The organism is Gulosibacter sediminis (genome assembly GCF_023370115.1).
Lineage (GTDB): Bacteria > Actinomycetota > Actinomycetes > Actinomycetales > Microbacteriaceae > Gulosibacter > Gulosibacter sediminis_A.
On record NZ_CP097160.1, the window covers coordinates 819,913 to 832,689 of the forward strand.

Sequence of the window (12,777 nt, forward strand, 5' to 3'; positions counted from 1 at the left end):
GCAATCGTAGCGGGCCCGCGAATGCGTGAAACTCCACGGCCACTGCGGCAATCACCGGGCAACGTCGAATAGGTTGAAACCTGTGTGGGGCATTTTCCGTAGGCAGAACGCCAAGAACAACGACGAACCAGCCGTCGACGTCTCGGCGGAGCGCGATCGCAAGGAGGCGAGCGCGACCGAACCCATTCTCGAACGCGAACAGGGTGAGCGAGAACTCGAGGACGGCGTCGCGGTTGGCGACCGCCCAACCGAGTGGATCAACCAGGCGCGCGCGACCCGTGCGACCAAGCCCGCCGAGGAAGCATCCGAGTCGACCGACACCACGGCGTTTGCGCCGATGCCGACCCTGCCCGCAGTCGAGGTAGAGGAGCAGGATGCCGAGTCCGAGTCGCCGGCCGACAGCGAGTTCGCCGCACCCGAGACCTCGCCTGTGGCGGCGCAGCCGGTCAATATTGTCGACACGCACGTTCGCTGGCGCGAAGAGATCGCTGAGCTCGGCGGCACCTCGCCGCTGCGCAACTTCGCGGCTCGCCGCGGCACTTACATTGACCTGACGACAGCGCATCCCTCCGGCATCGCGACGCTGCTCGCGCGACGCCCCGTCATGCTCTCGAGTCTCGTGCGCGAGCCCATCGCGTTCCGCACCGCGCTCGAGGCCGCCGGCCTCGTCGCCCGTCGTGGCGCCGAGCTCGAGGCGGGCCGGGGGCTGAGCTGCGTGCAGCTCGCCATCGGCTTCGCGAGCTGGCTGTCGAGCGACGGCGAGCTCCACGCTCCCATCTTCCTGCGCACCGCGACCCTGCGCCGCCTCGGGCGCGACTACGAGATTCGTCTCCGCGGCAAGCTGCAGCCGAACATCGCCCTGCTGCGCGCCCTGTTTGACGACGGCGTGACCGTGCGAGCGAGCGAGCTGCAGACGCGCGTCGGCGACTCGGGCTCGCTGTTCCCCGACTCGGCGTTCGAGTACGTGCGCGAGGCGGGGGCGAAGCTGCCGAAGTTTGAGGTCGACTCGATGGCAGCGCTCTCCACCTTCGCCGACTTCTCGGGCGCGATGCTCGACGACGCCGAGGAGCTGCGCCACCCGGTGCTCGACGCCCTCGCGGGCGATCGGGATGCGCGCGAGCGGCTCTCGCGGCCGATCAGCGCCGAGACCTCGATCGATCCCGACCGCCGCGACCCCGCATCCGACCGCCTACTGCTCGATGCCGACACCGAGCAGGAGCGCGTCGTCGACGCGATCCTCGGCGGCTCGAGCTTTGTCGTCGAGACGCTGCCCGGCACCGGCGTGACCCAGACCGTCGTGAACGCGATCGGCCACCTCGTCGACCGCGACCGCCGCGTGCTCGTCGTGACGCCGCGTATCGCCTCGATTCGCGCCATTCGCGCACGGCTCAAGCACGTGGGGCTCGAGGGCCTCGCGGTGACGCCCCGCACGCTGCGCCGCGACGTCATCGCCGCGATCTCGCGCAATGAGCGCGCGGATCGCCCGAACACGGCCGACCTCGACGACGCGCTCGTGCGCCTGCGTCGCGTCCTCGCCGACTACCGCAGCGCGCTCACGACCGACCACCCTGAGTTTGGGGTGTCGCCGCTCGACGCGCTCGAGGAACTCAGCCGACTCGAGCTGCGCGATGTGCCGCCGTCGACGACCGCGCGCCTCGGCCACGAGCAGCTCGTCGCGCTGCGCGAACCCGCGAAACGAGCCGGCGTCGCCGCACAGATGCGCGACCTCGCCGAGCTAGGGGAGTTCCGCTTCTCGCACGACGAATCGCCCTGGTACGGGCTCGGCTTCCAGAGCACCGACGAGGTTGAGCACGTGCACTCGACCGCAGTGCGCCTCGCCGACGGCCGCACGAGCGAGCTGCTGCGCTCGGGCGAGAAGCTCATCGAGCAGACGAACCTCCGCGCGCCCGAGACCTTCGCCGAGCTCGGCATTTACCTGCGGCTGCTCGCCGACATTCGCGAGACGCTCGACCGCTTCACGCCCGAGATCTTCGACGCCGACCTGTCGGAGCTCATCGAGGCGACCGGCCCACGCCGCGAGGGCAGCGACATGTCGGCCTCCCGTCGCCGTGAGCTGCGCAACTACTCGCGCGAGTTCGTGCGCCCCGGCGTGACCGTGAACGAGCTGCACGAGTCGCTCAAGTACGTGCAGCGACAGCGCATCATGTGGCACCGTTACGTGCGTGACGCGGCGCAGCCGAACGTGCCGACCGGCATCGACCGCATGCGCTCGGAGTGGCGAGATGTGAACGCGCTCGTGCAGATTGTCGACGCGCCCCTCGGTGACGCCGGTAAGACGACCCTCGCCGACACGAAGCTCGACGAGCTCGAGGAGCGCCTGCAGCAGTTCGCGGCGAAGTCGGAGGTGCTCGACAACGCCGTAGATCGGCTCGCCCTCAACGAGCAGCTGCGGGGCCAGGGCCTCGGCGAGCTGCTCGACGACCTCGGCGAGCGCCACCTCGAGTCCCATGAGGTCGAGGACGAGCTCGAGCTCGCCTGGTGGCAGTCGGTGCTCGAGGAGCAGCTCGCGAACGAGAAGGCGCTGCTCAACGCGAACACGCGCGTGTTGACGCGACTCGAGAGCGACTTCCGCGTCGTCGACGAGGCGCACACCGCATCCAGCGCCGACCAGCTCGCCTGGCAGCTTGCGCAGGCGTGGAAGGTCGCTCTCGTCGACCGGGCCGAGGAAGCGGATTCGCTGCGCGAGCTGCTGCGCACGCCGGGCCTCACCTCGCGCCAGCTCGTGGATCAGGCAGCGGGCCTCTCGCGCTCGGTGTCGCAGGTGTGGATCACGACGCCCTACGACGTGCCCCGCATCGACCCGCGCGCGAAGTTTGACGCCGTGCTGCTCGTCGATGCCGCGGCCGTGCAGACCGCCGAAGTCGTCGGCGCGATTCGCCGCGGCACGCAGGTGATCGCCTTCGGCGACCCGGTGACGCAGTACCCGACCCCGTTCAGCGTGGCCGTGCTGCCGCCGAGCGAGCCGCAGCCGGGCGTGAACCGCAGCGAGGCCGAGGTGCAGGCGAGCATCGACGACACCGCGTACGCGCAGCTCGCGCAGCTGCTGCCGACGATCTCGCTGACGCGCTCGTACCGCGCCGGCGGCGAGGACCTCACCGAGCTCGTCAACGAGCGCTTCTACGGCGGCCGGCTGCACTCGATGCCCTGGGCCGGCGCGTTCCTCGGCCACTCGTCGCTCACGTACTCGTACGTGCCCGGCGGCACCGGCCTGCCCGACCGCCGCACCGGCACCGTCGAGGCGACCGATGCCGAGGTCACCCGCGTCGTTGAGCTCGTGCTCGACCACGCGATTCACCGCCCGCGCGAATCGCTCATGATTGTGAGCGCGTCGGCGGCCCACGCCGAACGCGTCGAGCAGGCGATCTGGTCGGCGGTCTCGCAGCGCAGCGACCTCGCTGAGTTCTTCACGAAGCCGCGCAACGAGCCGTTCACCGTCGCGACCATCGAGGCTTCGGCGGCGCAGGCGCGCGACCGTGTCATTTTCTCGCTCGGCTACGGTGTGACGCCGCACGGCCGCGTGCTCTCGGACTTCGGGGTACTCGGCAGCCCGCTCGGCGAGCGCGCACTCGCGGTGACAATGACCCGCGCGCGTCGCTCGCTCGTCATCGTCACCTGCGTGCGCCCCGACCAGTTCGAGGTGTCGCGCCTGACCCGAGGCACCGTCGGGCTCGCCGAGATCCTCACCGAGCTCGGCGAGCGCACCGAGCAGCCCGGCGGCTCCGACCCCGACGGCAGCGGCGAGGCGCCGATGCTCGTTGACCTCGCACGCCGCCTCGCGTCGTTCGGGATGCGCGTCGAGCTCGGCTTCCGCGGCGAGATTCCGCTCGCCGCGTCGTACGGCAACCGCGCCATCGTCATCGACATGGATGTCGCCGCCGGCGAGTCGACGCCGACCACGACGCTGCGGGAGTCGCTGCGCCTGCGGCCCGAGCTACTCAAGCGCCTCGGCTGGTACTACCTGCGCGTGCGCGCGTTCGAGCTGTTCGCGAACCCCGAGGCCGTGGCCCGGCGCATCGCGATCGCGCTCGACGTGCCGATTCCCGACGAGGATGCCGCCGACCTGCCTGAGCTCACGCGCGGCAAGCCGCAGCTGCCGCGAGCGGAGGCGGAGTGACCCGCAAGCATCGGCGGGTGACCACCGAGGCACCCGCTGGCAGCGATCCGCATCCGGCCGAAACCTATCCCGAGCTCGCGGGCGAAGACCGCCCCGAGCAGTGGGGGGATGCGCCGCGCAAGGCGGAGGACTCCGCGAACGATGACCGGCTGCGCGATAACGTGCCGCCACACAACGTGAACGTTTAGGTGTCGATGAGTACGCGTCACCCCGAGCGCGACGACGAAGAACGTGATCTCGTCGCCGCCGAAACCGGGCAGATTCCCCTGGGCGACATCGCCGCCGCCGCGAAGCAGGCCGACCGCATCCCACGCGAGATCTGGATTCTCATCGGTGCAACGTTCTTCGTGGCCGTCGGATTCGCGCTCGTCGTGCCGGTGCTGCCGCAGTACGCCGAAAGCTTCGGCGTCGGCGCTTTCCTCGTGTCGGTGGTGGTGAGCGCGTTCGCATTCATGCGATTCATCACGGCGCCCGTCGGCGGCATCCTCGTCGATCGCTTCGGCGAACGGCCGATGTACATTTCCGGCCTGCTCATCGTCGCGATCTCGAGCTTCGCATCTGCCTTCGCGAGCAGCTATGTCGAGCTGCTCATCTTCCGCGGGCTTGGCGGCATCGGCTCGGCACTCTTTACCCTGTCGGCGTCGGCGATGGTCGTGAAGTTCTCGCCGCCGCGGATCCGCGGCCGCGTGACCTCGTTGTGGTCGGGCACGTTCCTCATCGGCAACATTTCGGGGCCGATCTTCGGCGGCATCCTCGGTCAGGCTGGCATGAGCGTGCCGTTCTTCGTCTACGGCTGCGCGCTGGTGGTCGCCGCGGTGCTCGTGGCGGTGTTGCTGCGGGGCGGCCCAACGCGCGCTGGAAAGGGTGCGGTGAAGGCGCCGCCGATGACGTTCGCCGAGGCCCTCGCGATTCCGGCCTACCGCACCTCGCTGCTGTTCGGCTTTGCGAACGGCTGGGCGAACCTCGGCATGCGCGCCGCCGTGATTCCGCTGTTCGTGAGCCAGGTCGTCAACGACGAGCCGTACGCCGCGGGCCTCGTGGTGGCCGCCGCGGCGGTGGGCATGGTGCTGATTCTGCAGTGGTCGGGTCGGGCGAGCGACCACCGCGGGCGTCGGCCGCTCATTCTCGCGGGACTCGTCGTGTCGGCCGCGGCGATGGTCGCAATGGTGTGGTCGCACGAACTCTGGGCGGTGCTGCTGGTCAGCTTCGTCGCCGGCATCGGCAGCGGCCTCTGCGGCCCCGTGTCGCAGGCGGCGGTGGGCGACATCATCGGGCCGAACCGTTCGGGCGGCCGCGCGCTGTCGCTGTTCCAGATGCTGCAGGACCTCGGCCAGATCGCCGGGCCGATGATTGCGGGGCTGCTCATCGATTTCGTGAGCTACGAGCTCGCCTTTGTGGTTGCCGCCGGTGTGCTGCTGCTGCCGGCGATTGCGTGGGCGTTCACTCGCGACACGTTGCCGGGAAACGAAAGTGGGCCCGGCCAACGGCCGAGCCCAATTCGGTAAGCAGCGACTACTGGTGGCGGGTCGCGAGCAGGTCGCGGATCTCGACGAGCAGGTCGGTCTCGGTCGCCGCGGCCTCTTCCTCTTCTGGGCGGTGGCCGTGCTTTCGGATGTACATGGCTTCGTTCAGCTTGTTCATCGGCAGAACGATGACGAAGTAGACGACGAGCGCGATGAGCAGGAAGTTGATGACGGCGGCGATGACCTGGCCGACGCCGAAGGCGACGGGGCCAACCTGCCACACGGCGCTGGCGAGCTGGTCAGCGTTGAACATTGCGGCGATGAGGGGGTTAAAGATGCCCTCAACGAGCGCGTTGACGATCGCAGTGAATGCCGTACCGATGATGACCGCGACGGCAAGTTCGACAACATTGCCCCGCATAATGAATTCTTTGAAGCCTTGCATGGCTCCTCCTTGTGAGTCGGAATTAGCGTCATGTCCGGCTACCGGGGAGAGAGCGCACCCGTCGCGCTTGCGGCTGGGCGCAATCATCGCAGCAGCGAACTGAGCATAACCCTGCGCTAAATAAACAAGTGCGACACGCCGCACAGTTCATCGGAATTTGGGGCGCTGGCTAGCTGGAATTGGCGCGGGTATCGAGATACATCGATGGGGTCACGATGCCCGCGACGCGCACATCGTGGGGCTCGCGCGGCAGCCGCTCAAGCACCTCGTCATCGTGCACGACCGCGACGAGGCGGGCCCGCTGCTCGGGTTCGAGCACCTCGAGGGCACGGTCGTAGTAGCCGCCGCCCCAGCCGAGGCGCGTGCCGCTTCGGTCGGCCGCGGCCGCCGGTAGCAGGAGGAGTTCGGCCGTGTCGAGGCCGGATGCGAGGGCCGGGCCGAGCGGCTCGGGCACGCGCAGGCGGGGATGCTCGGTGAGCTCGCCCGTGTCGACGCACCACTCGAGGGTGGTTTCGGAGCTGGCGCGGGGGAGGAGTACCTGCACGTCGTGGTCGCGGGCCCAACTCAGGAACGCGGTGGTCGGTGGCTCGAGGGTGGTGGACGCGAAGCAGGCGACCACGCGGGCGTCGAACTTGCGCGTGAGGCCGCGCAGCTGCTCGGCAAGGCTGTCGGCGAGGGCCGCGGTGGCGGTCTGCCCGCGCATCCGTCGCATGCCGCGCACCGTTGCGCGGAGCTCGTATTTGCTGGCCATGGGTCAACGCTAGCGGTCAACGCGGATGATTAGGATGCACATTATGACGTTTGAGGTGAACAAGGCGGTCATTCCCGCAGCTGGTCTCGGCACCCGATTCTTGCCGGCAACGAAGGCGATGCCGAAGGAGATGCTTCCGGTCGTCGACCGGCCCGCGATCCAGTATGTAGTCGAGGAGGCCGTCGAGGCGGGGCTGACCGACATCCTCATGGTGACCGGGCGCAACAAGACGCCGCTCGAGAATCACTTCGACCGCGTGCTCGAGCTCGAGTCGGCGCTCGAGGAGCGCGGCGACCAGCACAAGCTCGAGGCCGTACGGCACGCGAGCAACCTCGCCGACGTGCACTACCTGCGTCAGGGCAGCCCGCTCGGCCTCGGCCACGCGGTGTACCGCGCCCACCAGCACGTTGGCGACGAGTCGTTCGCCGTGTTGCTTGGCGACGACATCATTGCCGAGGGTGGCCAGCTGCTGCGTGAGATGGTGCGCGTGCACCGCGAGACCGGCGCGAGCGTTGTCGCGGTGCAGGAAGTGCCGCAGGAGCAGGTGTCGTCGTACGGTGTCGTCGCGCCGCAGCTCGTCGACGGCGAGTTCAAGAGCGCGGGTGACTATGAGTGGCCGACCTACTGGGTGAACTCACTCGTCGAGAAGCCCGCCGTTGAGGACGCGCCGTCGAACTTCGCGGTGATCGGTCGCTACGTGCTGCGCCCCGAGGCGTTCGCGATTCTCGAGAACACGCCTCCCGGACGCGGCGGTGAGATTCAGCTCACCGACGCCCTCGTCGAGATGGCCGCGAACCGTGAGGAGACCGGCGGCGTCGTCGCGCTCGTCTACGGCGGCCGTCGCTTCGACACCGGCAACAAGTTCGAGTACCTCAAAGCGAACATCGAGCTCGCGATTGCGAACTCTGACCACGGCCCCGAGGTGCGCGAGTGGATCCAGCAGTACGCGCAGCAACTCGCGCAGCAGTCGCAGAGCGGAAGCTAGCTATGTTTGCCGGGGTGGAGCATCCCGCGCTCACTGACGGCGAGCTCACCCTGCGTTCGCTGCGCACGCGAGATGCGCGGGAACTCGAGCGCGTGCTGCTCGAGAACCGACCCTGGCTACAGCCGTGGGAGGCGACGCTGCCAGGAGGTTCGGGCAACTGGAACGTGCGCGGCGCGGTGCGCTCGCTGCTTGAGCAGTCGGGGCAGCGCACCGCTGTGCCCTGGGTGCTCGAGGTTGGCGGGCAGCTCGTGGGGCAGCTCACGATGTCGAACATTCAGTGGGGCGCGGTCTTGCAAGGGACGATCGGGTATTGGGTCGCGCAGAGCGTCGCGGGTCGCGGGTTTACGCCGAGCGCGGTGGCGATGGCCACCGATTACGGTTTTCGCCAGCTTGGCCTGCACCGGGTCGAGATCTGCATTCGCCCCGAGAACGGACCGTCGCTGCGGGTCGTGGAAAAGCTCGGCTTTCGCTTTGAGGGGCGCCGTGACCGGTACATCCACATCGATGGTGACTGGCGCGATCACTACTGCTTCGGTCTCGTGCGTGACGAGGTGCCGCAGGGCGTGCTGGCACGCTGGCGCGCGGGCGACGTCGATGAGCGGGTTGCGGCGCGGCCCGAAACGGGACCGCTTTCCTAGATAGCGCTGCGGGCGTGCAGGAGATCATCGGCTCGATGCCGAACTACGGGGCCGCGCACTGGGCGATGCTGGCGCTGCTCGTCGTGCTCGTGGCCGTGTGCGTGCCGCTGGGCCGGCGCATCCGTGACACTGCGCGCGAAGCGCAGGCGTATCGCTGGTGCGGTTGGGCACTGCTCCTCTGGTCGATCGGGTGGTGGGTCTGGGCGATGCTGCCCGAGAACTGGAACCCCGCGGAGTCGCTGCCGCTGCACTATTCGGATGCGCTGCGGCTCATCGCGGCGCTCGCGCTGATCACGCGCCAGCGGTTTTGGCTCGCACTGTTGTTCTTCTGGGGTCTCACGCTCAACCTGCAGGCCGTCGTGACGCCGTCGCTGAACTACTACGTGTCGCCCGGGGCCGAATTCGTTGACTACTGGAGCTTTCACCTGCTCGTCCAGCTCGCGGCGATCGTCATCGTGTGGGGCCACGGGTATCGGCCGAGCTGGCGCGAGTACTGGTGGGCATTCGGGTCGGCGGTGGCGTGGGCCGTTGTGGCAGGAGTTGGCAACGTGATTTCGGGTGCCAACTACGGGTTCCTCGCGCATAAGCCGCCCACCGCATCCGCCCTGGACGCGATGCCGGAGTGGCCCTGGTACGTGCCGATTCTGTTGCTGCTCGTTGGGGGAGTGTGGGCGCTGATGACCTGGCAGTTCGTCCACGGATGCGGGAAACTGCGAAATACCTGGGAAACCACATACGTCACACCAGACACTCCCGGAACAATCCGCGGCAACGATCGGGCGGCACCCTAACGTGATCGCATGCAGGAATTCGGAGGGGCAAGCAGTCTCGCGCTCGCGTTGATCGCGTTGCTTGCCGTCGGATTCTACGTGCCGACGTGGGTTCGCGAGCACAACGCTCGGGCGAGCGAACGAAATGCGGTGCGCCTGCAGCAGACGATTCGCGCGCTCGCGCAGACGGCGGCCCACCCCGAGGTGTACGAACTCGAGGCGAACGCCCGCGAGGTTCGCACGCAGCGCCGCGAGCTGAAGCGTGCCCGGCAGCTTGAGGCCGACGCGGTGCGGGAGCAGGCGCGCGCGGTCGCGGCAGAACGAGAGGCATCCGCCCGGCTGCGACTGGCCGAGGCACGGGCAAGCAGACAAGAACGAGAGGCAGCGGAGGCGGAGATGGCAGACGCAATTGCACGACGTGAGGCCGCTGCCCGGGCACGGGCCGCGGCGGCGCGTGCGGCGCAGCGCGAAGCAGAGATTCGCGGCACGTGCGAGACGGCGCAGGAGCGGTGGGCTGGTGGCTCGTCGGGTTCGGAACGTGCAGTCGAGCGGAAGATCACGGGTCAGGTGCCCCGCATCGATGGCTCGCGTGAGGCGGCGAAGCGTCGGCAGCGTGGCCGACTGACGGCGACCGGCGTGGGCGCATTTGGTCTGCTGCTCGCCGTGATCGGCCTGGTCGTCGGTCTCAGTGGGCTCGGTATTTCGCTGCTGGTGTTCGGCGCCACGGCGGCGGTTGGCGCTGGCTGGATGCTTTCTCGCATTAATTCGGTGTGGCTCGCGCAGCAGGACGAAGTTGTCGTTGCGGCGGCCCCCGAAGCACAGGAGATTGCCGAGCAGCTCGAGGAGATTGCCGAGGCGCGGCCGAAGCAGCGCGACCTCATCTTCTTTGACGTCGAGACGCGAGAGGATGCGGCGCCGGCGCCCGCGAACTCGTGGACGCCCGTGCCGCTGCCGAAGCCGCTTTACCTCGGTCGGGCGACGTCGGACGAGCTTGACGGGCCCGACGGTGGTCCCGACGGGCCCGGCGGCAAGCGCGACCAGATGGATGCTGACCTCGCGCAGTTGCTGCGCGAGGAGTCGGACCGCTCGACGCAGGCACTGCGCGACGCGCACCGCGATGTCGCGAGCCTGCCGAACGGTGTGCAGCGCATCCGCCCGATCACCGTCGGCAGCGCGAGCGAGTGGAGCCACATGGGCGACGTCGACGCGATCGTGCAGGACGCCGGCGCCGGCGAATACGACGACTTGGACGCGTTGCTTCGTCGCCGTCGCGCGGGTTAGTCAGTAGGATGAGGGGCTGACGGTCGTCGTTCGTGACGGCCCGGCAGCTCCCCGTATTCAGCAACAAGGTTGGCAGGCACTCGATGGCGCGACGCGAAGGTCCGGATCCGTTCGACCAGACCAGCAACGATTCGCTGCAGGTTGAGTCGGGCCTGTTTACCTCCGCTGGTCGCGACCGCGGTCGCACCGGCGCGTCGAATGCCCGTGCGGCGGGCGGTGGCCCCGGGGCTCGCTGGCGGAGTTCTTCGCAGCAGCGCCGCGTCAACCTCGTCACGCTGCTCATCGTCGTGCTCGTCGTCGTGATCGTGCTGCCCATGCTCATTTCTTTTGTGGGGGCGAATCGTCGCGAGGCGATTGCCGCGGCGGATGCTGCTGGCGTGCAGCCTGTGAATGTGGTCGTGATCGACGCCGATGTGCAGGCGGCGGCCGATTCGTCGAGCCCCGTGCTCGGCGCCTACGCGATGTCGTCGGCGTTCGTGGCCGACGAGACGAGCGACGAGATGCAGCAGCGCATCGAGGCCGTGTCGTCGTCGGTCATTGACAACAATGCTGGCGAGACGCAGTCGCTTTCGGATGACTCGATTTCGTACTTCACGGGCACCTACGCGCCCGAGCTCGTGTCGATGGTGCCCGAGCACAAGGCGAACTGGTCGGCGATGAACTGGGACACCTCGACCGAGATCGACACGGCCGCCGAGCAGGTCAACACGGCGCTCGCCGGGGGCCAGCTTGATCAGATTGCCAACGCGGTGATTCAGCTGGCAACCGCGCTGGGTGACGCTCGTGACGAGCACTACGCGAACCGCGTGACCTATGTCGCGCCCTCGCCGACTGCGACGCCCGACCCCAGCCCGAGCGCAACGCCCGAGGAGACCGAGGAGCCCGAAGAAACCGAGGCGCCCGAGGCGCCCGAGGAGACCGAGGAGCCCACCGAGACCGGTGGCATCGGTGGCGGCGGCAGTGACCCCGAGCCCCCTTCGGACCCGGTTGACCCGGAGCCCACGCAGACCAGCGACGACACCGGTAACGGCGGCGGCAACGGCCTGGGCAACGGTTAAGGCTTACTGCTCGTCCGTCGACTCGCCTGAGTCTTCATGGGGCGCAGGACTATTGGGCTGAGTTCAGTAAGCCAACATTCCCATATTGTTCGCGCCTCGCCCGCGCGCCGCGAGCTTGTTGGCGTCGGTGCCAGTTCGCTCGTGCGCGTGGGTGGCCGCCATCGATTTCGCGCTGCCGCGAAACGGATGGTAACGTTGACTCTTGTTGTAAGGGCCTATGGCGCAGTTGGTAGCGCGTCTCGTTCGCAATGAGAAGGTCAGGGGTTCGAATCCCCTTAGGTCCACGTAAGTTGAGAAATTCGAAACCTGCCCCGCCTGATGGCGGGGCAGGTTCGCGTCCGGGTCCGGTTGGGGCGTCTCGCCCCGGTGCTCCTGAGCGAGGACAGCGGCAGCCGGCTCGGCTGGTAGGAACGTGACGTGTTCGTCCTCGTCGATGAAGATCCGCTTGAACAGCGCGCGGTTGAGGATGCGGCGTTCAGCAGGTTCGGACTTGCTGTAGAGGTCCCCGAGGTCGGTGAGGACACCGAGGATCTGATCGAGTCCCTCGTGAGCGTTGTGGTAGGTAGTCGCGAGACTGTCGAGGCGGTTGGTGATCGCGTCCAGGCTGGTGCGGATGCGGTCCTGTTCGCTCTTGAGCAGGTCGAGCGGGATGGCATCGGCGTAGTGGGCCTGGACGAGCTTGAGGCGTTCGGCTTCGAGCTTGTCGCGCTGGGCGGTCAGCACGGCGCGTTCATCGTCGCTGGAGGCTTCGAGCTGGGCGAACACCTGATGCAGGACCTGGCTGACGTGCTCGGCTTCCTCATTGGTGAGCCCGTTGGTGCCGTAGTCGCGTTCGATGCGGTCCTCGACCCGTTCGGCGAGGATCGCCGAGCGGGTGCAGCCGTTCTTCTTGCGTCGCCCTGAGCAGGTGAAGTACTCGTAGCGATCGCCCTGCTTGTCACGGGGCCGTTCGATCATGAGCTTGGCGCCGCACGAGCAGCACACGGTCCCCTTGAGGTAGTGGTCGTACTTCCGGGGCCGCTCACCGACGGCGTTCTTCGCATCGAGCTGCGTCCGGACTCGCAGCCAGGTGTCTGTGTCGACCAGCGGGCTGTGGGCGCCGTCGTAGGTGACGCCGCGGAAGGTGACGGTGCTGCCCTGGTAGTAGGGGTTGGTCAGGACCTTGTGCAGCCCCGTGGTGGTGACCGGCTTCGCCGGCTGGGAGGGTGTGGTGAATCGGCCTGGGTTTCGTTCCGTTCTTGAAGCAAGGAT

11 protein-coding genes, 1 tRNA gene and 1 pseudogene are annotated in these 12,777 nt (G+C 68.1%); 10 read left to right on the forward strand and 3 right to left on the reverse strand.

The features are described 5' to 3' along the window. The first annotated feature begins 82 nt into the window (after positions 1 to 82). Genes M3M28_RS03705 through M3M28_RS03715 form a run of 3 tightly spaced genes read left to right on the forward strand, consistent with a single transcriptional unit; the run spans position 83 to position 5,640 of the window. On the forward strand, positions 83 to 4,135 hold the full coding sequence (locus tag M3M28_RS03705; RefSeq protein WP_249387492.1) for an AAA family ATPase: 4,053 nt from the start codon (positions 83 to 85) through the stop codon (positions 4,133 to 4,135). A 17-nt stretch (positions 4,136 to 4,152) separates the two neighbouring features. After that, positions 4,153 to 4,323, forward strand: a complete 171-nt coding sequence (locus M3M28_RS03710) for a hypothetical protein (protein WP_249387493.1) — start codon at positions 4,153 to 4,155, stop codon at positions 4,321 to 4,323. A gap of 6 nt (positions 4,324 to 4,329) precedes the next feature. Then, positions 4,330 to 5,640, forward strand: a complete 1,311-nt coding sequence (locus M3M28_RS03715; RefSeq protein ID WP_249387494.1) for an MFS transporter — start codon at positions 4,330 to 4,332, stop codon at positions 5,638 to 5,640. A gap of 7 nt (positions 5,641 to 5,647) precedes the next feature. On the opposite strand, the gene mscL is transcribed toward M3M28_RS03715, so the two are convergent. Next, positions 5,648 to 6,043 (reverse strand): large conductance mechanosensitive channel protein MscL, encoded by a 396-nt coding sequence (mscL, locus tag M3M28_RS03720; RefSeq protein WP_249387495.1) that lies wholly within the window; start codon positions 6,041 to 6,043, stop codon positions 5,648 to 5,650. 169 nt (positions 6,044 to 6,212) lie between these two features. Further along, the gene (locus tag M3M28_RS03725; RefSeq protein ID WP_249387496.1) at positions 6,213 to 6,794 is read right to left on the reverse strand and encodes a 5-formyltetrahydrofolate cyclo-ligase; all 582 of its coding nucleotides are present in this window, start codon (positions 6,792 to 6,794) and stop codon (positions 6,213 to 6,215) included. Between the two features lie 43 nt (positions 6,795 to 6,837). Between M3M28_RS03725 and galU the strand changes: the two genes are divergently transcribed. The 7 genes from galU to M3M28_RS03760 all read left to right on the forward strand — a co-directional run bounded on the left by galU (position 6,838) and on the right by M3M28_RS03760 (position 12,429). Continuing rightward, on the forward strand, positions 6,838 to 7,779 hold the full coding sequence (galU, locus tag M3M28_RS03730; RefSeq protein WP_249387497.1) for a UTP--glucose-1-phosphate uridylyltransferase GalU: 942 nt from the start codon (positions 6,838 to 6,840) through the stop codon (positions 7,777 to 7,779). A 2-nt stretch (positions 7,780 to 7,781) separates the two neighbouring features. Continuing rightward, a complete protein-coding gene (locus M3M28_RS03735) occupies positions 7,782 to 8,417 on the forward strand; it encodes a GNAT family N-acetyltransferase (RefSeq protein WP_249387498.1) in 636 nt (211 codons plus the stop codon). 14 nt (positions 8,418 to 8,431) lie between these two features. Further along, complete coding sequence (locus M3M28_RS03740; protein WP_249387499.1) at positions 8,432 to 9,208, forward strand: YwaF family protein; 777 nt, start codon at positions 8,432 to 8,434, stop codon at positions 9,206 to 9,208. Positions 9,209 to 9,217: 9 nt separating this feature from the next. Continuing rightward, positions 9,218 to 10,468, forward strand: coding sequence for a hypothetical protein (locus tag M3M28_RS03745; protein WP_249387500.1), 1,251 nt, complete (start codon positions 9,218 to 9,220; stop codon positions 10,466 to 10,468). Positions 10,469 to 10,551: 83 nt separating this feature from the next. Continuing rightward, positions 10,552 to 11,526, forward strand: a complete 975-nt coding sequence (locus M3M28_RS03750) for a hypothetical protein (protein WP_249387501.1) — start codon at positions 10,552 to 10,554, stop codon at positions 11,524 to 11,526. A 211-nt stretch (positions 11,527 to 11,737) separates the two neighbouring features. After that, positions 11,738 to 11,810 (forward strand) — tRNA-Ala (locus M3M28_RS03755). A 133-nt stretch (positions 11,811 to 11,943) separates the two neighbouring features. After that, positions 11,944 to 12,429: a hypothetical protein gene (locus M3M28_RS03760; RefSeq protein WP_249387502.1), complete on the forward strand. Its 486-nt coding sequence runs from the start codon at positions 11,944 to 11,946 to the stop codon at positions 12,427 to 12,429. Here M3M28_RS03760 and M3M28_RS12775 read toward each other — a convergent pair. Further along, positions 12,412 to 12,777, reverse strand: a pseudogene (locus M3M28_RS12775) (recombinase family protein); the annotation flags it as partial. The gene M3M28_RS03760 and the pseudogene M3M28_RS12775 overlap by 18 nt on opposite strands.